The following is a 22,345-nucleotide window of genomic DNA, read 5'->3' as shown; positions in this document are numbered from 1 at the left end:
TTTAAATGGCCAGATTAGTTACGTGTAAATCTGGCCTTTCACTAGCCCTAGACTTTTTGCAAGTCCAGCAACGCCTCAGGATGCTGACTCGCTACACGAAGCAGCGTTTGCGCCGCTCCTGTCGGTTGGGCGTCGCATTTCTTGCAGGATATGACGAAGGCGATCATTGATGATGTGGTGAAGGTGTTGGACGCACCGATGAACAATCGCAGCCAGTAACGCCATCACGCGTACCGAAAGAGCGCGCATAAAATGCCCCGAATCAATCGGGGCTTTTTGTGTAAATCGGTCATCTACCCACGGGCTGATTCGGGTGGTATCGATCGCTCACGCCACTGTCTATCGGCTCCTCCCCCCGAACAGACTGAGCCACAGCTTCGATAATGGCGGCCCAGATATCCGGCCTGGTCAGCACAGGCATTTCCTTGGCCAGTACGTTGCTCAGTGTCCCTTCGTTCTGCTCAATGGATCGCAAGAGCCGATCAGCTTGTTGATCAGGCATCTCAACGATTTCCTTGATTGCCTGCCTGGCCCTTATGTGGCTGCGTAAATAGCGCGACTCTTCACGCATCTGTTCGGTGATGGTGCGGCGAATGACGTTAGACATGAAAACAACGTGTGGCCCCAGGTTGGGATAGCGCCACACCGGGCGGGCCTGATCCTGGCCTGTGAATTCAATATTCGAGACCACGCCGTCAGGGTACTGCGTACGAGTACTGGCGAATGCTACCTGGTCTCGTATGCCTTGCATGAGCGGTTTTGAAACCTGATCCAGCACGCTGTCATAAAGACGGCGCTCGGCAGAGTCGTCGGTGATAACAGCTGAAATCGGAAGAATCACCGGGTCTGGAATGGCCCCATCACGACGCAGAATGTCGTTGATCAGAAAGCGATGGACCCGCCCGTTGCCGTCGGCCAGTGGATGGATATAGACGAAAGCGAACGCGGCTACCGCACTGCGCATGACCGGGGATTGCCCTTGAGTACGATTCAGAAAGACGCGAATGCCTTCCAGCATCCGCTCCAGATCGCTCTCCGGGGGAGCGACGTAATGGACAATTTCCTGATAACGCACAGTTTCGCCAACAAACACCGGAGATTGCCGAATCCCCAAGCGTGTCAGTGTGGTCACTGCGCCAAGAATTTCTTCTTGCATCTCAGCCAGTGCAGCATCGGTGAGCGGCAGTTCGCCCTGTCCGGTTCTTCGCGCCAACACATCTGCGAAACGCTGGATACGCGTAGAACGATCCGCCTCCCCTTCAATGGCAAAACTGGCTTTGCTTTCCCTGAGCGTCATCCATGCGGCGGCGCGCAGCAGAAGTGCTTCGCCAAACTCTGCGGTCAGTTGACCAAAGAGGTGAGGCACATCGAGGTCCGCTGCTGACTTGACTGCTGCAGTCTTGACGACAATTGGGCAGAAGTAGCTCGTGCCAGGCAGGTTGTCATTCACTCGCCAACGCGGCACTTTCACCGCCTCTTCGGGTGAAGCTGCCACCATCAGGTCGGCGTTGATGGCATCGACATACTTACCGCCTATGGGTTCTGGCGCTTGCAACTGCTCGCCAGTGAGCCACTCAAACAAGAACGCTGACCTGCGGGCATATTGGCCGGTGGGTTCGTCATTCAACCAGCCTTGTACCGGTGCAGCACCCACCTTGGTAAACAGTCTGGTCAAGAACTCAAGGTTCGGGACTTCATGCCGCAGGTGAAATTGCAGATGGGATGAAAAGTCCGGATCGGGGCGCATGTTTTCCGTAAAGGTCTCAAGACGAAACCCATCTTCGACCTGAGTTGACCGTCGGCTACCGACCTGACTTAACACGGGTAGCCGTGCCATCGGCCGCACGTCGAAAGTTGTTGCTAGCCAGGCAGCACCGATGGCGTCTACGGGAAACTCGCTCACGTCACACTCCTTTCAAAACTTCGGCCGAATCAACCACCACAAAATGAAGAGTAACGATCAAAATCAGGTTTCGTCGCATAAAAATGATTATTTTTCGGCAGGAATGCATAAAAACGAACATTCAGAGCATAACAATTTGAGCTCCGCTCCTTGAGTTGGGCACTGTCGAACTGACCAAAATGCGTAAAAACGATTTTACTTGCTCAAAAACGATCATAAATCTGGATTTATGCACAAAACCGTTTCGAGTACAGAGCTGCGAGGCGGGCAGTCAAGCGATGATCACGGTTTCCACGGTGATTTGCTTGAGCGCATAAAACGGCGCGAGAGCCGCTTCATCGGCAGTAGCACCGGTAATCAACCGCCACTCCCGCTCAATTGGCGTCCAATGCTGTTGGCGGGCGCGGCCCAGTTTGTCGGTATCCGCCAACACCACAATCTGCGCCGCCCGCTTGATGATGCATTCCTTGAGATACGCCTGCTGCGCACTCGCCTCGCACAAACCGAACTCAGCGACCACGCCGTCCGCACCGAGAAAGGCTTTGTCGACGCTCAACCGACTTAACGTCAGCTCGGCCAAGGGCCCCAGCGTGCTCATGCTCGAACCGCGCAAATCGCCGCCGATCAAGGTCAGGCGAATGCCCGGCGCGTTGGCCAGGGTCATCACGGCCAGCAGGTTGTTGGTGACCACGTGCACGTCTTGTCGCGAGCACAAATGATGGGCCAGTGCAGCGCAGGTGGTGCCGCCGTCGAGCAGGACGGTATCGCCGTCCTGAACATGCGCCGCAGCTGCCTGAGCGATGGCGTCTTTTTGTTCCCACTGAGATGTCTTGCGTTCTTCGAGTGAGGCTTCCGGCTCATGAACGCCGACCACGGCAGTGGCGCCGCCATAGGTGCGCACCAGGTGCCGCTGTTTGGCGAGCATGGTGAGGTCGCGTCGCACCGTCGCTTCCGAAACCCCGAGCGCCGCGCTCAATTGCTCGACGTTGGCATCGCCAATGCGTACGAGGTCGAGGATGGCGCGGTGGCGTTCGGAGGCTTTCATGGTGGGTCTCGCGTGGTGGACGGTGGTCGATCTTACACGACAGCGCCCGTGCGGCTCATCCCCGACGCGTGGCCAACTCCGCGCCCTGGCGCAGCGCTTCGAGCAGGCTGCGCTCATCGGCGATGCCTTTGCCGGCGATATCGAACGCGGTGCCGTGGTCGACCGAGGTGCGGATCACATCCAGGCCGACGGTGACGTTCACGCCCGCTTCAAGTCCGAGCACTTTGACCGGGCCGTGGCCTTGGTCGTGATACATCGCGACCACCAGATCGAAGTCGCCGCGTCCGGCACGGAAGAACAGGGTGTCGGCGGGCAGCGGGCCGGTGACGTCGAGGCCGCGCTCCTGCAACAGTTTCACCGCCGGGATGATTTTTTCTTCCTCTTCGCCATAACCGAACAGGCCGTTTTCACCGGCATGCGGGTTGATCCCGCACACGCCGATGCGCGGACGGGCAATGCCGGCCTTGATCAACGTCGCGTTGCCGCGCTCGATGGTGCGCTGAACCAAGCCCGGTTCAATCTTGCGGATCGCGTCGATGATGCCGATGTGGGTCGTGACGTGAATCACCCGCAGCTGCGGCGCCACCAGCATCATCGACACTTCGTCGACGTTGGTCAGGTGCGCGAGCATTTCGGTGTGGCCGGGGTATTTATGGCCGCCGGCGTGCAGCGCTTCCTTGTTCAGTGGCGCCGTGCAAATGGCATCAATCTGGCCGGCCTCGGCGAGTTGCACGGCACGGGCGATGTATTGGTAAGCGGCGTCGCCGGCGATGGGCGACAGTTCGCCGAACGGCAGGTCGTCGGGGATCAGGTCGAGGTCGATGCAGTCGATCACGCCGGCCTCGTAAAGCGCTTCGGAAGCGTCCTTGATGCGGCGTACTTTGGCGCTGCCACCGACGATGACATTGGCCTGCTCGAGACGGCGTGCATCGCCAATCACCAGCGGTCGGCATTGTTGATAGACGACGTCGTGGGTCAGGCTCTTGACGATGATTTCCGGACCGACACCCGAGGCGTCGCCCATGGTGATGCCGATGACGGGGAGGTAATTGCTCATAGTGTTCATTCGAGTCCTTGGATTCGTGTGCGTTGGGGCGGGGAGCGATCGGCGCTGGCGCTCAGGTGTTGCCATGCCGCATACAACGCGTGATCGGTGCCGAACGCGCCGGCCTTGGTCACAATGCCGGGACGATGGCCTTGCCGGGAAACAGTCGGGCGGGCGAAGGCAACGCCGGCTTCGATTTCGGTGATGAGTTGCAGGCTGTCGATGCCGACGGTGGTCAATATGGCCCGTGCGGTCTCGCCGCCCGTGGCAATCAGACCGCCGACCTTGGCGAAGTGAGGTTCCACCAGCACAGCCAGCATGGTCGAGAGTTGCGCACCCTCCTGCGGATCGAACGCGACATCGCGACCGATGCGCAGCAGCAGGTCACTCCAGCCGTCCAGTTGCTCGCCGATGCGCGACTGCCAGATTGCCCAATCTCCATGGGCAATTCCTTGGCGAAGGACCTCCGGCGGGACGACCAATTCGCTGACACCGCCGCGCTCCTTGAGCAGCGCGCATTGCCGCTCGCAGACACCGGAGAGGCTGCCGACGAGGATCAGAATGGGTGCCTGACTTTTTTCCTGCGCGGTCGGTTCGGTGGCCGTGAATCGCACCTCGGAAAAATCGGGAAGACTCGCTATTTCCCGCGCCAGGCCACCCGAGCCGATCCAGAACAGCGGCTGCTCCATCGACGCGGTCAGGCGAGCGAGGGTCAGCAGATCGTCTTCGGTTTGCGCATCGACGATCAGTGCTTGCGTACCGCTGCGGGCGACTTCGGCGATGTGCTGTGCGAGCGCTTTTTCGTTGCCTCGCAAGGTCTCGAGGTCCAGCTTCGCGGTGCTCAGGCCGGCGGCGATGAGCATCGCTTCAACATCAGCTGGGCGATCGGCGTTTTCAAGTTTCCAGGTGTCGGTGGTTTCCAGCGGCTGGCCGTTGACGAACACCCGACCGCCGCGCAACGTGCGCCCCGTCGCGGGGAAAGCCGGGGCTACGATGGCCAGGCCGGCCAAGGGTTGCAGGGCAGCAACTTCCGCCGCCCAGTTGCCGCGCAAGGTCGAATCGATTTTCTTGTACAGCCGCTGCCCAGGCTGATGCAGTGCCTTGAATGCAGCGACGGTGCGCTCGGCGGCGTGCGCCGGCGAGAGGCGACGCGTGTCCGTGTCGGCGGCGATTACCTGTGCATCGGCCTTGTCATTCAAGGGGTCGAGCGTGACCACCGTTTGCAGCCCCACGCTCGCAAAGCCAATGGCGCAATCCGCCGCACCGGAGAGGTCATCCGCGATGATCAAAATCCTCATCGCAACGCCTCCTGCTTTTGAGGTTCGATCTCCTGCTCAGGGATGACGACAGGGTTGCGCTGTTGCACGCGTTTGGCGACGGCGGCGGTGAGTATCGGCGCAAGGATCGCGGTGACCACCACGCAGGCCGCGACCAATATGGTCGCGCTCTTGGCGGCTTCGGCGTACACCGGATTGGCCGCTGCGATCAGTGCAGGAACGGCTGCGGCGTTCCCCGCCGTGGTGGCAGCAGCGACACCGGCGACGCCTGTGCCACCGGTCAAACGATCAGCGAAGAACAGCGGAATGCCGGTCAGCACAACCACCGCAACACCCATGCCGAGCCCCAGCAAACCGGCCTGCCAGACGTTATGCAGGTCCAGACTGGCGCCCAGTGCCAACGCGAAGAACGGGATCATCACCGGAACGGCCTTGGCCAGGAAGTCGCGCATGTCACGGTCGAGATTGCCAAGCAACATGCCCAGTGCCAACGGCAAGATGCTGCCCACCAGCGTCGGCCACGGGAACGCCGACAGGCCGGCGATGCCGAGGGTGACCATGGTCAGAAACGGGCCGGATTCCAGCGACATGACCGAGTAGGCACCGACGTCTTCGGAGCGGCCGTACTGCCCCATCAGTGCCATGTACAAGCCGCCGTTGGTGTCATTCATCGCGGCGACCACCGCCAGCGTCGAGATGCCGGCGAACAGGCCTGACGATATCGGCTGCTCACCGAGAAAATGGCCGAGCACGATACCGATGAGCACCGCGATGCCGACTTTAGTGATGAGCAGCGTACCGCCCTTCTTGAGCAAGTAAGGCGTGGCTTTGATGTTGATGCTCGCGCCCATGCACACATAGAACACCGCGAGGATAGGCAACGCTCCGGTGAACAGCGCGTTGGTGAAGGAGCCGAAAAACTTGGGCGTATCAGGCATGAAGGTGGCGACCAGCGAACCGATCAGCAGGGGCACGATCATCATGCCGCCCGGAATGCGTTCTATGGTGCGCTTGATAGGAAATTGGGCCACGAGGGTCTCCTTTTATAATTGTGGGGTAAGACGTGTTTCACCTCGAAACTGACTGAACTGATCAGGCAATGATTGATTCAGTCAAATTTATCTTATGCCCTCGTTATAAAATGCGCAAACCAATCATTTAGAATGCTCGTTTCGATCATTTGAAGAGGTGAAGCTCGGCGCGCAAGTGACTTTGGTCGTCGTGATACGCAGACTAGAGCCTTGCACTGCCCACAAAAAAGCCCCGAACCAGTCGGGGCCTATTTTTACAAACGCTACTTGAACAGTTCTGAATGACTTCCGAGATCGACAAATGTGATTAGATCGGAGCGCGTGTGCTCGTAAATCATCAAGAAATCACCGCCTATATGACACTCTCGAAAACCAGTCCAATCACCCGTCAGGGCATGATCCAGGTATTGCGGTGGCAGCGGCTCGCCCAGAAACAACAAGACCATCACTTGGCGAACTTCATTCATGTCACGGCGCCCGGCACGCTTGTAACGCTGCCAGGACTTCTTGAATTCTGACGTTTGCGCACACTGCCTGGGCAGCTCAGCGCGCTTCTGCTTTTTCTCCGGTTTCGCCATCAGCGTCCCTCAGCAAGTCGTCTATCGAGTCGAACCGCTGGCGAATCTCACGTGCTTCCCTCATGGCGCGGGCCGTTTTCACCGAAGGTACGCGTACCTCAAACGGGAGACCCTGAGTCGCTACGACCTGACGAAGAAAAAGCCGCATGGCGTCACTGATGCTCAGACCGCAAGCGCTCAAGACTTCAGTAGCACGCGCTTTCAAATCCTCATCAATGCGGCAACGCACGTCGGTGGTCTTCAGCAATGCACCCATGGTAATAACCTCATCGTTAATTTGTAGCTACATTGGCGCTACCTCAAGCATTGTGGTTGAGCAGGATCCCGGGATCAACTTCAGCGTGATGGACGGCTCCCAACAGATGAGGCGTTATGACAATCAACTGAATTTCCCGTCCGGTATTTCAAACGATTAAACCTGTGATGAATATCAGCCTGATCCCTTTCGGTACTGGGAACTGTCCTGGTTCAATGCAGGAAATAGCCCAAGAGCCTGAACGCTGATTCTTAGGCGAAAAAAAGCCCCGAACCAGTCGGGGCTTCTTCTTTATCAGCCTTGAATCAGGCCTCGATACGGCAACCGATCATCAGAAAATGTTGATCGGGTAATCCACGAACACACGTACTTCGTTGCCGCTGACGTTGTACTCGCTCGACTTCTGCGAAACACGCAGGATCGAGCTGCGCAGTTTCACGCTCAGGTCTTTGGCCGGGCCGCTTTGCACGACGTACTTGAACTGGTTGAAGATTTCGCGCTCGGTACCGCCTTCGCTGGTGGAAGTGGTGATGTTGTCGCCACGCACGTAAGCCACGTTGTAGCTCAGGCCTGGGACGCCGAAAGTGCTGAAGTCCAGACCGTAGCCCAGCTGCCAGCTGCGTTCGTCTTCGGCGTTGAAGTCGGACCAGTAGGAGTTCGCCAGGTAGATGGTGTTGCCGCCATCGCCGACGCGACCTTGGTCTTTCTGGTAGCCGCCGTAGGCGTAACCCAGGTTGCTGTCGCCGGTGCTGCGCTGGTGCGCGACGGTGAACGAGTGTGGGCCGGTGGCGAAGGTCGCTGCCAGGCTCCAGATTTTGTTGTCGTCGCCGGTGGCACCGCTTTCGCGGACGTAGGAATTATCCAGCTTGGTGCGGTAACCGTTGAAGTCGAGGGTCAGGGACTGATCCTTGTCGATCGGGAACACGTAGTTGGCGTTCACGTATTGCTTCTTCAGCACGTCTTCAACGTCGGACGCGTACACCGCCGCCTTGAACTGTTCGGTGAACTGGTAGCTACCGCCCAAGACGTTGATCGACTTCAGGCCACCACTGTCACGGCCTTCCGCGCTTTTGCGCGATTCGGCGGTGAAGCGACCGGCGTTCAGTTCCAGGCCTTTGATCTCCTTGGAGGTGATCAGGGTGCCGGTGTAGCTTTCCGGCAACAGGCGCACGTTGTCGTAGCTCAGCACCGGCAGGGCCGGCATCTGGTCGCCGTAAGTCAGCGTAGTGCTGGACAGACGGAATTTGACCGCTGCGCCGCCCTTCGACAGGTCATCAGCCGCGTTGCCGCTGTCGCCCTTTTTGAAGAAGTCGATGCCTTGCGCGCCGGTGCGACCCTTGCCGCCGTCCAGACGCAGTGCGTACAGACCAAAAGCGTCCACACCCACACCGACGGTGCCTTGGGTGAAGCCGGACGAGAACGTACCGATGGCCGCTTGGCCCCACTCGGCTTTGTCCGGTCGGCCGTCTTTGTAGTCACGATTCATGTAGGCGTTGCGCAACAGCACTTTGAGGCTGCTGTCTTCAACAAAACCCTTGGATTCGGCCTGGTCGTTTGCCATGGCCTGTGTCGCGCTCAACATCCCCAGTGCGATCAGGCTGATTCGCTTGTTCAACATTTTGTTCTTTTCCTTATTACGGGTTGATACGCACTGTGTCGAACGGCTGAAACGGCGCTGTCGCACTCTTTTTTTCACCCCGAAACAAAAAGGCCCGCCCACGATAAATCGCGGGGCGGGCCTTCTTATTATTTTGAGTCATGGCGGTTAGCCACAGGCGTTGAGGCGAATCCTATCCGCGCCCTTAACCATGTGTCAATTTCATGAATCGTCTGTGAATAGGCGAAAATCGTCTAAGAACTTCTAATTGCAGCCGTGGAGCCCACACGCTTGAAACCCGGCTGTAGCGGCCTGTGCTGGAAGCGACTGACTCAACCATGCCGCAAAGGCTTGTGGCTTGCCGAGCCACGGGCTGATGTCGACCAACGTGAATTGGCCATCCTTCTCCACGGCGAAGGTCGGAAAACCGTGGCCGCCGACGTTGGCCAACAAGGCACGACTGGCTTTGATGTGATGATCGGTTTCGGCGTCCTTGAACGCTGACTGGAAGGCTTCGGGTTCCAGGCCGATGTCGTTGGCGAGTTCGAACAACACAGCTTCATCGGCGATGCGTCGCCCTTCTACGTAATGCGCACTCTGCAAACGGCCCAACAATTCCAGTCCACGGCCAGCGATCTGCTGCGCCGCGAGTACGGCGGCAATCGGCGGAGCGGAATCAAACACCGCCGTCTCGTCGCGCAACAACCCTTCGAAATACGCTTCGCCGAATGGCTGACCGGTGTATTCGGCGATGCGCCGGTCGTGGGGCATCACGTAGTTACGCAAGTGTGGCGAGACGTTCTTGCGGTTGGCGCCGGTCATCATGCCGCCGCCATGAGCAATCACCGGCAGAACGGCCTGAGCGGCTTGCACCAGTGGTTTTGCGCCGTAGCACCAGCCGCACAACGGGTCGTAAATGTAGTGAAGGATCATGGGCAGGCTCCGGCGAAAAGGTAGGAAGATTCGATGCCGGCAGGTTAGCCCTGCGCCGGTTCCTGAAAAACGTCGGAATGGCTTTCAGTCTGTTTCATGAATCGGTCGAATGCAGGCCTGTAATCACTCCCTGACTTCCTGCAAAACCATCGTCCATAAAAAAGCGCCGCCTTCCTGGCAGCGCTTTTATCAATCCGTTGTTTTTCTTCTTATCCTTCCATCACATCCCACAACGCATCCAGTTCCGCTTCGCTGAATAAACCAGCGGGGTAGCGCTCGGTCATCATCCGGCGCGGATCAGGTTCCCTGATCTGACGCGTTCCATTGGATTTCAACCAGTGCGCCAGAATCTGGAGCGATTCGCTGTTTTTTACTGCCAGGGGATGCAATGCCCGCTCGCTCACCACATTAACTTCGGCGTTCATTTCCGCGCTCTCTCCTGGTTTGTGAGCGGCTAACTTATCCAAGGTTTATGACAGAACATCGAAGTTCTCCCCCTCCCTGTTTACAGCAGGAGAGATACAAGAGCTGTGCCAATCTGTCGGGATGGTCGACAAGCGGATACAAAAAAGCCCGCAATCCTGATGGACTGCGGGCTTTTCTGCGAGGCGTCCGGGAAAAACCTCTGCCGGAGCGAATTTGCAATCAACTCAAGCTGTTACAACTGCACTCACTCTTTGTGTGGCGCAGGCTGCTGTTGGGTAAGGCAGTGAATGTTACCGCCGCCCAGTAACAGTTCGCGGCCCGGCACCATCACCACTTCGTGTTGCGGGAACAGGCTCTGCAGAATCTCTTTGGCCGGACCATCCAGCGGATCGTCGAAGCTTGGCGCGATGATGCCGCCGTTGACGATGAGGAAGTTCACGTAGGAACCGGCCAGACGAACGGTCGGATTACGCTCTTGGGTACCATCCACCGGGTCGACACCGGCGCACTCTTCTTCGGTCGCATACAGCGGCCCCGGAATCGGCATCTTGTGCACCGTGAATGGGCGACCTTTGGCGTCGGTGCTGCTTTCCAGTACTTTCATCGCCGCCTGGCAGCGCGGGTAGTTCGGGTCTTGCGGATCATCGGTCCACGCCAACAGCACTTCACCCGGACGCACGTAGCAGCAGAAGTTATCCACATGGCCGTCGGTTTCGTCGTTGAACAAACCGTCCGGCAGCCAGATGATTTTATCCACAGCCAGGTTGGCGCTGAGTACCGCTTCGATTTCCGCTCGGTTCAGGTGCGGGTTGCGATTGCGGTTGAGCAGGCATTCTTCAGTGGTGATCAGCGTGCCTTCGCCATCCACGTGAATCGAACCCCCTTCGAGCACAAAACCCTCGGTGCGATAACGCTGGCTGCGTTCGATCTCGAGGATCTTGCCGCCGACCTGCGAATCGCGGTTCCACGGCGAATACAACCCACCGTCAAAACCGCCCCAAGCGTTGAAGTCCCAGTTCACGCCGCGGACTTCACCAGTGTTATTGATGACGAATGTCGGGCCGGTGTCGCGGACCCAGGCGTCGTCGCTGGACATCTCGACCACACGAATATTCGGCACGTCCAGACGCGCCCGAGCGTTTTCGTATTGGCCGGCGGACACCGCCACGGTCACCGGTTCGAAACGCGCGATGGCCTTGGCCACCGCCACGTGCGCGGCTTGTGCCGGTTTGCCACCCAGGCGCCAGTTGTCCGGACGCTCGGGCCAGATCATCCATGTCTGGGTTTGCGCCGCCCACTCGGCGGGCATGTAGAAGCCGTCGGCGCGCGGGGTGCTGTTTAATGTGGTCATGCGGTCAGGACTCCAGGGAACCGTCGAGGGTTTTCAGCGCATTGTATAGGTTCGGGCGACGATCACGGAACGAGCCCCACGCGCTGCGGATGTGCTCGAGCTCGTCGAGGTCGAAGCTGTGAACCAGCACGCCTTCTTCGGTTTTATCGAGTTCCTGGACCTTCTCGCCGAACTGGTTGGCGATAAACGACGAGCCGTAGAAGGTGATGTCGTACCCGTCCTGCTCCTCGTTGCCGATACGGTTGCTGGCGATCAACGGCATCAGGTTGGCACCGGCATGGCCCTGCTGCACACGCTGCCAGTGATCGCGGGACGAGATGGTCTTGTCGTGCGGTTCGCTGCCAATGGCCGTCGGGTAGAACAGGATTTCCGCGCCCAGCAACGCCATGCTGCGTGCGCACTCCGGGAACCACTGATCCCAGCAAATGCCCACGCCGATTTTCGCGTAACGGGTGTTCCAGACCTTGAAGCCGGTGTCGCCCGGGTTGAAGTAGTACTTCTCGTGGTAGCCAGGGCCGTCCGGAATGTGGCTTTTACGATAAATCCCGAGGTTGGAGCCGTCGGCATCGATGATCGCGATGCTGTTGAAACGCGCGCGGCCGGCCAGTTCGTAGAAGCTGATCGGCAGCACCACTTGCAGTTCCTTGGCGATTTTCTGGAAATGCTTGATGGCGACGTTGTCTTCAACCGTCGTGGCCAACTGCAGGTAATCCGGGTTCGGCTTCTGGCAGAAGTACGGCGCCTCGAACAGTTCCTGGATCAAGATGATCTGCGCGCCTTGGGCCGCCGCCTCTCGGACCAGCCTTTCAGCGGTTTCGAGGTTGGCTTCAAGGTCCCAGGAACAGGCCATCTGAGTGGCGGCGACGGTAACGATACGGCTCATGAATCATCTCCGGGCAAGTGCTGTGGGTCGAGTTTGGCATCGACCGATGACAGAAAGGGAAGCGCCGGGCGTGATGAGGCACGCCGATGCAATGTCGACTTTATAGCCGATAAAAATCGGCTTTAAAAGCGATTAATCTTCCTTCTGTCGAAAACAACGGCACATAAACTCGATAACAATCGATATTTAGTGAGTGTTTTTGATGACGCCTTCGCGGGCAAGCCCGCTCTCACAGGTTTTATGTCGGATGCTGATAATGAGCACGACGCCAAACCTGTGGGAGCGGGCTTGCCCGCGAAAGCGATTTCAAACCTTACAAACCTTCGTCCAGCACCTTCGCCAGCATGTCGACAAAGAAATCCACACTCTGGCGCGAGGTAACCATCGGCGGTTTGATTTTGAGGACGTTCAGGAAATCACCGGTCGGTTGCATGAAAACGCCCAACTCCCGCAGGCGATCACACAACGCCGTGGTTTCCTCGGTCGCCGGTTCCAGGGTTTCGCGGTTGCGGATCAATTCGACGCCCAGATAGAACCCGGAGCCGTGCACCGCGCCCACCAGCGGATGACTGTCGATCAGCGCCTCAAGACGCTCCTTGAAATACCCGCCCACGACCTGGGCGTTTTCCCAGAGTTTTTCCTCTTCCATCACATCCAGAACCGCCATGCCGATCTGGCAACTGACCGGGCTGCCACCCGCCGACGAGAAGAAGTAACCCTCAGCCTCCAGCGCTTCGGCGATTTCCCGGCGGGTGATCACCGCGCCGAGCGGCTGGCCGTTACCCATGCCTTTGGCCATGGTGATGATGTCCGGCACCACGCCCTGCTCTTCGAAGCCCCAGAAGAAATGACCCATGCGCCCGTAACCGACCTGCACTTCGTCGGCGATGCACACGCCGCCCTGGGCACGAACCAGGCCGTACACCTGTTTCAAATACCCCGGCGGCAGCGAGATGCCGCCGGCATTGCCGTACACCGGCTCGCAAATGAAACCGCCCAACTGGCGTCCTTGCGCGGCGATTTTCGCCAGGTTGTGTTCGACGCTGCGCACGTAGTCCGGCGCACTGTCCGGGCCGCGGAATTCGCCGCGATAGGTGTTCGGTGCCGTCACCGGGTGCACCCAGTCGGGACGGCTGCTCAAGGCCTTGGGGTTGTCGGCGATCGAGGTCGAGACCGCGTCCGCGCCCACGGTCCAGCCGTGATAGGCCTCCAGCACGCTGACGATGTCGCGGCCACCGCTGTAGGCCCACGCCAGACGGATTGCCAGGTCATTGGCCTCGCTGCCGCTGTTGACCAGGAACACCCGGTCCATGCCCTCCGGCGACAGTTTCAGCAAGCGCTCGGAGAACTCGGCAACCGCCGCGTAGTTGAACCGCGAATTGGTGTTGAGCAACGACCATTGACGGCTGGCGACGGCGGCCATGCGCGGATGTCCGTGACCAAGCACCGCGACGTTGTTGAGCATGTCGAGGTAGGAGCGGCCCTGCATGTCGATCAGGTGATTGCGCCAGCCACGCTCGATGCGCGGCGGGTCGACGTAATAGTGCTTCTGCGTCCGGGCGAAACTGGCGTCGCGGCGCGCCAGCAAGGTCTGCGAATCAAGCTCCGCTTCAGCGTCGCACGCCAGCCCCAGCAGCGCTGCCGGCGATGGACACAACGCTTGCCAGGCCGCCGCACGGGAGGGCGTGCAAAACAACGGCGCGTCGAGCGACGCGCCTCGGCACAACTGCACCCGCAACGGCCCACTGACCGCCCCCAACACCTGGCCTTTGACCAGCGCGGCGCCGGTGTGCAATGACGGCGTCACGCCCCACAACCGCACGCTCAACTGCGGGCCGTCCAGTTGCAGCACGCCCGGCGCCGGTTGATGAACCACCCCGGCGAACGGCGATTCGACCGCAGTGCCATGGGGCACTCGCAACTCGACATGCAGCGGGCACGTGTCCGGTTCGCTGGCACTGTCGGGGCGGGTGCGGGACAAACGGTATTGTCCATAACGACTCGCCGCCAAACCGTGGGCAGCAGCCGCTTCGCTCAGCAGACGCTGATCAATCCCCTCCTGCTCCCAATTGCCCGCCTCGAAATGCGCGCTCAGTACGCCCAGATCGATCAAGGCAAATTCCCGCCCGACCAGGCTCGGCAGCAGCGGTGCAAAGCCTTCGCTGCCGATGTCCGGCAGGCTGTGGCCGACCGACGCGAGGATCGCCGCTTCCATCAACGCCAACGGCACCGACGTGGCCACGCGGAAAATCTCCCACTCGTGGGTCAGGTTGTCGCGACTGTATTGGTTACCCGAATCGATGCTGACCTGCTGCTCGCCGCTGAGCACCAGCACCGCCGCCCGCGCAACGATCAATGGCCACAGCGCCAGCAGTTCTTCGTGTTGCAACGGATTGACCGCGTGATAGGCCTGAACCGCCGGCAAAATGTAGAACGGATCGCCACCGGCATGGTGCAGCAGCGCCGCGCAGGTCACCGACAGATCGGTAATGCGCCAGGTACGGACCAGATCGCCGAAATCGATCACGCCCTGCAATTGCCACTGACGTTGCGCATCACGCTGCCAGACCGCGTTGTCGTCGGTGATGTCCATGTGGATGGCCTGTACCGGCAACTTGTCCACCAGCGGCTGCAAATGCCGCTCGGCCTGTTCGGCCACTTCTGCGATCAACGCGCGTTGCCGGTCATCTGCAATCACCGGCAGCAAATGCGCGATCAACGCGTTGGCGTGGCGGGCGTCCCACTGAAGGGTGCGCTCAAGGCCCGCATGATCGAAAGCGGCGAGCGCCAGGTTCATTTCGCCGCAGAGCCGTCCGAAACCGGCCACCACGGACCCCGGAAGATGATCGAGGTGCGTCAACGACTGACCTTCGATGTAATCGAGCAGGCGCACATGCACCGCTTGCCCGTCGACTGTCAGTGAAAGCAGGTCTGCGCCGTTTTTGGCAGGGATCACTCGCGGCACGTGTATAGAGGCGTGTTCAGCCAAATGTTTGAGCCCCGCGTGCTGGGCATGCAGCTCCAGAGCCGAATAGTCGCCGCGGCAGATTTTCAGGACGAAACGCCCTTGTTCGCTGTCGACGCGAAAGTTGAGATCCTGCTGGCTGCCGAGCGCCTGCAGCCTGCCGCTCAGCCCGTAATGCCCCTCGAGCAGCTCTAACGCTTGCTCCGCAGTCACTTGCGGGCTGGGCAAACTGGCGCGATGAATCAACGTGGCGAGCGGCATACAACAACCCCTGAAATGTTATTAGGCGCTTATATCGCCACTGCATCGGTCGATAATCAACCCCTGTTCATGCGTCAAAACCCAAATAGCCGTCACAACCCTATTGCACCACCCGTCTACTGCCGACAAGCTATGCTCATTTGCTTCAATCGTCTTACAGATAAAGGCTGGCCAACATGCGTATTCTCATCACCGGCGGTGCCGGTTTCATTGGCTCTGCCCTGATTCGCCACCTGATTCGGCATACTGGGCACGAAGTGCTCAATCTGGACAAACTGACCTACGCTGGCAATCTGGAATCGCTGACCAGCATTGCCAACGACACACGCTACGAATTCGTGCAGGCCGATATTGTTGATCAGGCCGCCGTCAGCGCCGTGCTGGCACGTTTCCAGCCGCATGCGATCATGCATCTGGCAGCCGAGTCCCACGTCGACCGTTCCATCGACGGTCCGTCGGATTTCATTCAAACCAATATCGTCGGCACCTACAGCTTGCTCGAAGCCGCCCGCGCCTACTGGCAGAGCCTGGCCGAGCCCGAGAAAAGCGGCTTCCGTTTTCACCACATCTCCACAGACGAGGTGTACGGCGACCTGCATGGCGTCGATGACCTGTTCACGGAAAAGACCCCGTACGCGCCAAGTTCGCCGTACTCCGCCAGCAAGGCAGCCTCCGACCACCTGGTCCGTGCATGGCAACGCACCTACGGCCTGCCGGTGTTGCTGACCAACTGCTCGAACAACTACGGGCCGTTCCACTTCCCCGAAAAACTGATTCCGCTGGTGATTCTCAACGCCCTGGCCGGCAAGCCACTGCCTGTTTACGGTAACGGCCTGCAGGTTCGCGACTGGCTGTTCGTCGAAGATCACGCCCGAGCATTGCTCAAAGTGGTCACCGAAGGCGTCGTTGGTGAGACCTACAACATTGGCGGTCACAACGAACAGAAGAACATCGATGTGGTGCGTGGCATCTGCGCGTTACTCGAAGAGCTGGCGCCGAACAAGCCTGAAGGTGTCGCGCATTTCGCCGACCTGATCACTTTCGTCCAGGACCGTCCTGGCCATGACCTGCGCTACGCGATCGATGCCAGCAAGATTGAGCGCGAGCTTGGCTGGACACCCGAAGAAACCTTCGAGACCGGCCTGCGCAAAACCGTCCAGTGGTATCTGGAAAACCTGGAGTGGTGCCGCCGTGTTCAGGACGGCAGCTATCAGGGTGAACGACTGGGCGCCATCAATACCAAGGAGTTGATCGCATGATGAAAGGAATTGTGTTGGCCGGGGGTTCGGGCACACGTCTGCACCCGATCACCTTGGGCGTGTCCAAACAGCTGTTGCCGATCTACGACAAACCGATGATCTACTACCCGATCTCGGTCCTGATGCTGGCCGGCATCAAGGAAATCCTGGTGATCTCCACTCCGCAGGATTTGCCCCAGTACCGCAACCTGCTGGGTGACGGCAGCCAGTTCGGCGTGCATTTCAGCTACGCCGAACAGCCTTCGCCGGATGGCCTGGCCCAGGCCTTTCTGATTGGTGAGGAATTCATTGGCAAGGACCCGGTGTGCCTGATCCTTGGCGACAACATCTTTCATGGTCAGCGCTTCAGCGAACAGTTGAAAAATGCCGTGGACCGCACGTCCGGGGCCACTGTATTCGGTTACTGGGTCAAAGACCCTGAGCGCTTCGGCGTGATCGATTTCGACGACGAAGGCCGCGCCCTGTCGATCGAAGAAAAGCCGAAAGCCCCGAAATCCAGCTACGCAGTGACCGGTCTGTACTTCTACGACAACGACGTGATCGAGATCGCAAAAGCCGTGAAGCCCTCGCCTCGCGGTGAGCTGGAGATTACCGACGTCAACAATGCCTACCTCAAGCGTGGCGATCTGCAGGTCGAGCGCTTCGGCCGCGGTTTCGCCTGGCTGGATACCGGCACTCACGACAGCCTGCTCGAAGCCTCCCAGTACGTGCAGACCATCGAGCATCGCCAAGGGCTGAAAGTCGCCTGCCTCGAAGAAATCGCTTACGAAAAAGGCTGGATCGATCGCGAGCATTTGCTTGAGCGCGCCCAGTATTTTGGCAAGACCGGTTACGGTCAGTACCTTTACAAACTGGCTGAGGGTGGACAATGAATGTGATTGAAACCGCGCTGCCTGAAGTGTTGATCCTTGAGCCCAAGGTCTTCGGCGACGAGCGCGGCTTTTTCTACGAAAGCTTCAATGCCAAGGCATTCGAAGCGGCGACCGGCCTGAACAGGCAGTTCGTTCAGGACAACCATTCGCGCTCACAAAAAGGCGTACTGCGTGGTCTGCATTACCAGCTGGAAAACACCCAGGGCAAACTGGTGCGGGTGACGGTCGGTGAAGTACTTGATGTCGCCGTCGATGTTCGCCGCAACTCGGCGAATTTTGGCCAATGGGTGGCGGTGCGTTTATCCGCCGAAAACGGTCGACAACTCTGGGTACCGGAAGGCTTCGCCCATGGGTTTGTAGTACTGAGCGACTTCGCCGAGTTCCTCTACAAGACCACGGACTATTACAACCCGTCCGCCGAGCGTTGCATCCGTTGGGACGATCCGACGCTGGCCATCGATTGGCAACTGGGTGGTACCGTTCCTCAGCTTTCCGCCAAAGACCAACTTGGTAAAACCTTGCAAGAGATCGATCTGTTTCCATGAGAATTCTTATCAGCGGTAAACATGGACAGGTCTCAAGTGAATTGCAGAGGCGCCTGGGTGCAATGGGCGAGTTGGTCGTTCCAGGTCGCGATCAACTTGATCTGGCTCAACCCGAGCAGATTCGTCAGCAGGTCCGGCGCGTTCGTCCCGATCTGATCATCAACGCCGCGGCTTATACGGCGGTCGACAAGGCTCAAAGCGAGAAAGCAGCGGCGTTCGCCGTCAACGCGCAGGCCCCTGGCATTCTGGCTGAAGAAGCGGCGGCGCTTGGCATCCCGTTGATCCACTACTCCACCGATTACGTGTTCGACGGCCGCAAAGGCGCGCCGTACACCGAAACAGATGCGACTAACCCGCTTGGCGTCTACGGCGAGAGCAAACTGGCCGGTGAACAGGCGATCACGGCGGTACAAGGCAAGCATCTGATCCTGCGCACCAGCTGGGTCTACTCGACCCACGGCCACAACTTCCTGCTGACCATGCAGCGTCTGCTGCAAGAAAAACCAGAGTTGCGCATCGTCGCGGACCAGATCGGCGCGCCCACCTGGGCTGGTACGATCGCCAACAGCACCCTCGCCCTGATCGAGCGCTGGCAGGCCGGTGAGAGCGGCGCCTGGGGCACTTATCACCTGAGCGCCCAAGGTGAAACCTCATGGTTCGGATTCGCCCAAGCCATCGGCGAAGCGCTGCGGGAACAGGGCAAGCCTTGCGCGCACCTGTTGCCCATCCCTTCCAGCGATTACCCGACGCCTGCCGCCCGACCGTTGAACTCGCGCCTCGATTGCAGTCGCCTGCTCCGCGAATGGGGCGTCAGCCAGCCAGACTGGCAAACCGCGCTGCGCGAGTGTCTTGCCGGGCAAGCCTAGGCATAATGCGCCTGTACCCTCAGGCGCCTGATGCTCATGACTCCGACCCTCCCCCGCAGACCCCGTTGGCGCAGCCTCGCACTGTTGGCGCTGTGCCTGGCGCCGTTGCTGTGGCCGCTGGAGCATCTGGCCGAGCGTTACTACCGCAGCGAACTGGCCGGGCAGAACCGGCAGACCCTCGACCTGTACGTCGCCAACCTGCTGGGCACACTGCACCGTTATGAAGTGTTGCCGCAGATCCTCGGCGACCTGCCGGCGCTGCGTGCCACACTCGGAGCCCCCGACGATGGTGTGACCCAAGGCAATGCCAACCGGCTGCTGAAAAACATCAGCGCGCAAACCGGCGCCGAAGTCATGTACCTGATGGACACCACCGGCAAGACCCTCGCGGCGTCCAACTGGGACAAACACGACAGCTTCGTCGGCCGAAACTTTTCGTTCCGCCCGTATTTCAGCGAAGCCATGGCCGGGCGTCTCGGGCGGTTTTTCGGGCTGGGCACCACGTCGGCCAAACGCGGTTACTTCTTTGCAGCGGCGGTGCGCGACGGCGAAAAAGTCCTCGGTGTACTGGTGATCAAGGTCGACCTGGACCACACCGAAAGCCTTTGGGGCAAAACCCCGGAACAACTGCTGGTCACCGACCACAACGGCGTGGTCATCCTCACCTCGCGGCCAGAGTGGCGATTCCGCGCGACCCGGCCACTGGGCGAAAGCGAGCGCGAGGCAATCACCGCGATTCAACCCTATCCGACCCGCGCCCCGAAACCGTTGAATCTCAATCCAGACGCCTGGCTGACCCAGACCCGGCAGATCGACGAAACCGGCTGGAGCGTCAGCATCCTTGCGCCGCGCACCTTGATCGATCGCCCGGTGCGCACGGTGGTTGCCATCGGCGGCGCGACACTGCTGGTGTTAATGCTGCTGCTCGGCCTGATGATGCAGCGCCGCCGTCACTACCTCGAACGAATCGCCTTCGAAGGCAAGGCCCGCCGGGAACTGGAAGGCCGGGTCGCCGAACGAACCAGCGACCTCGAAGGCCTGAACCGCCGACTGAAACAGGAAGTGCTGGAGCGCGAGCACGCCCAACAGGAACTGGTACGCGCCCAGGATGACCTGGTGCAGGCCGGCAAGTTGTCGGCGCTGGGGACCATGTCGGCCAGCATCAGCCATGAGCTGAATCAACCGCTGGCCGCCATCCGCAGCTACGCGGAAAACGCCGAAGTGCTGCTCGATCATCAGCGCACCGACGATGCACGCGGCAACCTCAAACTGATCAGCGAACTGACCGGGCGCATGGCCTCGATCATTGCGCACCTGCGTGCCTTTGCCCGGCGCGATCGCCACGCCCCGGAGAGCGTCGCGCTGCAACCGGCGCTGGACGATGCGTTGGCATTGCTGGCCAAACGGCGGCGCAGCATGGAAGTCGAGCTGATCCGCGATTTGCCCGCCGCCACGCTGTGGGTCGAGGCCGGGGAAACCCGACTGCGCCAGGTGCTCGGCAATCTGCTGGCCAACGCATTGGACGCGCTGACGGAAAAAGGCCCGCCGCGTAAACTCTGGTTGAGTGCCCAATCCACTGCCGACGGCGTCAATCTGTACATTCGCGACAACGGCCCCGGCTTTTGCATGGAAGCCCTTGGTCGCGCCAGCGAGCCCTTCTACACCACCAAGACCCGCACGCAGGGGCTCGGTCTGGGGCTGGCGATTTGCGAAACCCTGATGCGCGCCTTCGGCGGTGAACTGTCGTTCGCCAACCACAAGGAAGGCGGCGCCCTGATCACCCTGAAACTGCGCGCAGGCGCACCGGGCGTGAGCCTGCAACCGTCCGAGGACCGAAGTGCATGACCATCGACAACCGCATCCAGGTCGTGCTGATCGACGATGATCCCCACCTGCGCCAGGCCCTGAGCCAGACGCTGGATCTGGCCGGCCTGAAAATCCTGCCACTCGCCGAAGCCAAGGGCCTGGCCGGGCAACTGGAGCGTGACTGGCCGGGTGTGGTGGTCAGTGATATCCGCATGCCCGGCATGGACGGTCTGGAGTTACTGACTGAATTGCACGCCCAGGACCCGGAGTTGCCGGTGCTGCTGATCACCGGTCACGGTGACGTGCCACTGGCAGTCCAGGCGATGCGCGCCGGCGCTTATGACTTCCTCGAAAAACCGTTCGCCAGCGACGCCCTGCTCGACAGCGTCCGTCGCGCGCTGGCCCTGCGCCGACTGGTGCTGGACAACCGCAGCTTGCGTCTGGCGCTGAGCGACCGCAATGAACTGAGCACCCGACTGGTCGGGCAATCGGCGCCGATGCTGCGTCTGCGCGAGCAGATCGGCGCACTGGCGGCGACCAGGGCCGATGTGCTGATCCTCGGCGAAACCGGCGCCGGCAAAGAAGTCGTCGCGCGGGCGCTGCACGATTTGTCGAACCGGCGTAACGGCCCGTTCGTGGCCATCAACGCCGGGGCCCTGGCCGAATCCGTGGTGGAAAGCGAATTGTTCGGTCATGAGCCCGGCGCGTTTACCGGTGCGCAAAAGCGCCGTATCGGCAAGTTCGAATTCGCCAGCGGTGGCACCGTCTTCCTCGATGAAATCGAAAGCATGAGCCTGGACGTGCAGGTGAAATTGCTGCGCTTGCTGCAAGAGCGGGTGGTCGAGCGCCTGGGTGGCAATCAGCTGATCCCGCTGGACATCCGCATCATCGCCGCCACCAAGGAAGACCTGCGCCAGTCCGCCGATCAGGGCCGCTTCCGCGCCGACTTGTATTACCGCCTCAACGTCGCCCCGTTGCGCATTCCGCCGCTGCGCGAACGCGGTGAAGATGCGCTGATGCTGTTCCAGCACTTCGCCGACGAAGCCAGTGCCCGCCACGGCTTGCCGCCCCATGAACTGCAACCGGGGCAGCGGGCGTTGCTGCTGCGTCACACCTGGCCGGGCAACGTGCGGGAATTGCAGAACGCCGCCGAACGTTTCGCCCTGGGCCTGGAACTGGCACTGGACAACAGCGCGCCGGAGGGTGGGGCGAGCACAACGGTTGAAGCGATCAGCGGCGGCTTGAGCGAGCAGGTGGAAAACTTCGAGAAGTCGTTGATTGCCGCTGAGCTGGCGCGCGCTCACAGCTCGGTGCGCAGCCTCGCCGAAGCCTTGGGCATTCCGCGCAAGACCTTGCACGACAAACTGCGCAAACACGGGCTGAATTTCGCCGATCACCACCCGACCGACGAACTCGATTGATCGACCTTCAAACCGCACACTTCAA

Annotated in this window: 19 protein-coding genes and 2 pseudogenes; 7 read left to right on the top strand and 14 right to left on the bottom strand. The window is 60.0% G+C overall.

Translation table 11 applies throughout. The features are described from left to right. Nucleotides 1-47 precede the first annotated feature (47 nt). A pseudogene (locus Q7W83_RS01210) lies at nt 48-128 on the bottom strand (helix-turn-helix domain-containing protein); the annotation flags it as partial. On the opposite strand from Q7W83_RS01210, the pseudogene Q7W83_RS01205 reads away from it, so the two are divergent. Continuing rightward, a pseudogene (locus Q7W83_RS01205) lies at nt 127-219 on the top strand (DUF3077 domain-containing protein); the annotation flags it as partial. The pseudogenes Q7W83_RS01210 and Q7W83_RS01205 overlap by 2 nt on opposite strands. 70 nt (nt 220-289) lie before the next feature. Here the strand turns inward: Q7W83_RS01205 and Q7W83_RS01200 are convergent. The 13 genes from Q7W83_RS01200 to Q7W83_RS01140 all read right to left on the bottom strand — a co-directional run bounded on the left by Q7W83_RS01200 (nt 290) and on the right by Q7W83_RS01140 (nt 15,551). Then, nucleotides 290-1,903 carry a Fic family protein gene (locus Q7W83_RS01200; protein WP_473655564.1) on the bottom strand — a complete coding sequence of 538 codons (1,614 nt, stop codon included), beginning with the start codon at nt 1,901-1,903 and terminating at the stop codon, nt 290-292. A gap of 271 nt (nt 1,904-2,174) precedes the next feature. Beyond that, the gene (locus Q7W83_RS01195; protein ID WP_150631836.1) at nt 2,175-2,948 is read right to left on the bottom strand and encodes a DeoR/GlpR family DNA-binding transcription regulator; all 774 of its coding nucleotides are present in this window, start codon (nt 2,946-2,948) and stop codon (nt 2,175-2,177) included. Between the two features lie 55 nt (nt 2,949-3,003). Further along, entirely contained in the window at nt 3,004-4,005 is a 1,002-nt protein-coding gene (gene pdxA / locus Q7W83_RS01190) for a 4-hydroxythreonine-4-phosphate dehydrogenase PdxA (protein WP_150631837.1), read from the bottom strand. 5 nt (nt 4,006-4,010) lie between these two features. Then, nucleotides 4,011-5,291, bottom strand: a complete 1,281-nt coding sequence (locus Q7W83_RS01185) for a four-carbon acid sugar kinase family protein (protein ID WP_150635865.1) — start codon at nt 5,289-5,291, stop codon at nt 4,011-4,013. Further along, complete coding sequence (locus Q7W83_RS01180) at nt 5,288-6,301, bottom strand: 2-keto-3-deoxygluconate permease (protein ID WP_150631839.1); 1,014 nt, start codon at nt 6,299-6,301, stop codon at nt 5,288-5,290. Before Q7W83_RS01180 ends, Q7W83_RS01185 begins: the two co-directional genes overlap by 4 nt. Before the next feature lie 263 nt (nt 6,302-6,564). Further along, complete coding sequence (locus Q7W83_RS01175) at nt 6,565-6,879, bottom strand: type II toxin-antitoxin system YafQ family toxin (RefSeq protein ID WP_150635867.1); 315 nt, start codon at nt 6,877-6,879, stop codon at nt 6,565-6,567. Continuing rightward, nucleotides 6,845-7,135: a type II toxin-antitoxin system RelB/DinJ family antitoxin gene (locus tag Q7W83_RS01170; RefSeq protein ID WP_150631841.1), complete on the bottom strand. Its 291-nt coding sequence runs from the start codon at nt 7,133-7,135 to the stop codon at nt 6,845-6,847. The genes Q7W83_RS01175 and Q7W83_RS01170 overlap by 35 nt, the downstream gene beginning before the upstream one ends. A gap of 331 nt (nt 7,136-7,466) precedes the next feature. Next, nucleotides 7,467-8,753: an OprD family porin gene (locus Q7W83_RS01165; protein WP_150631842.1), complete on the bottom strand. Its 1,287-nt coding sequence runs from the start codon at nt 8,751-8,753 to the stop codon at nt 7,467-7,469. A 243-nt stretch (nt 8,754-8,996) separates the two neighbouring features. After that, nucleotides 8,997-9,665, bottom strand: coding sequence for a DsbA family protein (locus Q7W83_RS01160; protein WP_473655563.1), 669 nt, complete (start codon nt 9,663-9,665; stop codon nt 8,997-8,999). 209 nt (nt 9,666-9,874) lie between these two features. After that, nucleotides 9,875-10,090 carry a hypothetical protein gene (locus Q7W83_RS01155; protein WP_150631844.1) on the bottom strand — a complete coding sequence of 72 codons (216 nt, stop codon included), beginning with the start codon at nt 10,088-10,090 and terminating at the stop codon, nt 9,875-9,877. A gap of 245 nt (nt 10,091-10,335) precedes the next feature. Then, entirely contained in the window at nt 10,336-11,442 is a 1,107-nt protein-coding gene (gene aguA / locus Q7W83_RS01150; protein WP_473655562.1) for an agmatine deiminase, read from the bottom strand. 4 nt (nt 11,443-11,446) lie between these two features. Continuing rightward, nucleotides 11,447-12,325: an N-carbamoylputrescine amidase gene (aguB, locus tag Q7W83_RS01145; RefSeq protein WP_150631846.1), complete on the bottom strand. Its 879-nt coding sequence runs from the start codon at nt 12,323-12,325 to the stop codon at nt 11,447-11,449. 313 nt (nt 12,326-12,638) lie between these two features. Next, nucleotides 12,639-15,551, bottom strand: coding sequence for an aminotransferase (locus Q7W83_RS01140; RefSeq protein ID WP_150635874.1), 2,913 nt, complete (start codon nt 15,549-15,551; stop codon nt 12,639-12,641). Between the two features lie 176 nt (nt 15,552-15,727). Here Q7W83_RS01140 and rfbB point away from each other — a divergent pair, with 176 nt between their 5' ends. From rfbB to Q7W83_RS01110, 6 genes are read left to right on the top strand one after another with little or no spacing between them, the layout of a single operon-like run. Further along, the gene (gene rfbB, locus Q7W83_RS01135) at nt 15,728-16,810 is read left to right on the top strand and encodes a dTDP-glucose 4,6-dehydratase (protein WP_150635877.1); all 1,083 of its coding nucleotides are present in this window, start codon (nt 15,728-15,730) and stop codon (nt 16,808-16,810) included. Beyond that, on the top strand, nt 16,807-17,682 hold the full coding sequence (gene rfbA / locus Q7W83_RS01130; protein ID WP_150635879.1) for a glucose-1-phosphate thymidylyltransferase RfbA: 876 nt from the start codon (nt 16,807-16,809) through the stop codon (nt 17,680-17,682). The genes rfbB and rfbA overlap by 4 nt, the downstream gene beginning before the upstream one ends. After that, nucleotides 17,679-18,227: a dTDP-4-dehydrorhamnose 3,5-epimerase gene (gene rfbC / locus Q7W83_RS01125; protein ID WP_150631850.1), complete on the top strand. Its 549-nt coding sequence runs from the start codon at nt 17,679-17,681 to the stop codon at nt 18,225-18,227. Before rfbA ends, rfbC begins: the two co-directional genes overlap by 4 nt. Continuing rightward, nucleotides 18,224-19,093, top strand: coding sequence for a dTDP-4-dehydrorhamnose reductase (gene rfbD, locus Q7W83_RS01120; protein WP_473655561.1), 870 nt, complete (start codon nt 18,224-18,226; stop codon nt 19,091-19,093). The genes rfbC and rfbD overlap by 4 nt, the downstream gene beginning before the upstream one ends. Nucleotides 19,094-19,129: 36 nt before the next feature. After that, on the top strand, nt 19,130-20,938 hold the full coding sequence (locus Q7W83_RS01115; RefSeq protein WP_150631852.1) for a sensor histidine kinase: 1,809 nt from the start codon (nt 19,130-19,132) through the stop codon (nt 20,936-20,938). Next, nucleotides 20,935-22,320 (top strand): sigma-54-dependent transcriptional regulator, encoded by a 1,386-nt coding sequence (locus tag Q7W83_RS01110; RefSeq protein ID WP_150635881.1) that lies wholly within the window; start codon nt 20,935-20,937, stop codon nt 22,318-22,320. The genes Q7W83_RS01115 and Q7W83_RS01110 overlap by 4 nt, the downstream gene beginning before the upstream one ends. The last annotated feature ends 25 nt before the right edge of the window (nt 22,321-22,345 follow it).

It is taken from the genome of Pseudomonas sp. 300 (genome assembly GCF_055803035.1).
Note: the sequence above shows the minus strand (reverse complement) of the source record. Positions and strands in the feature narration are given on the sequence as shown.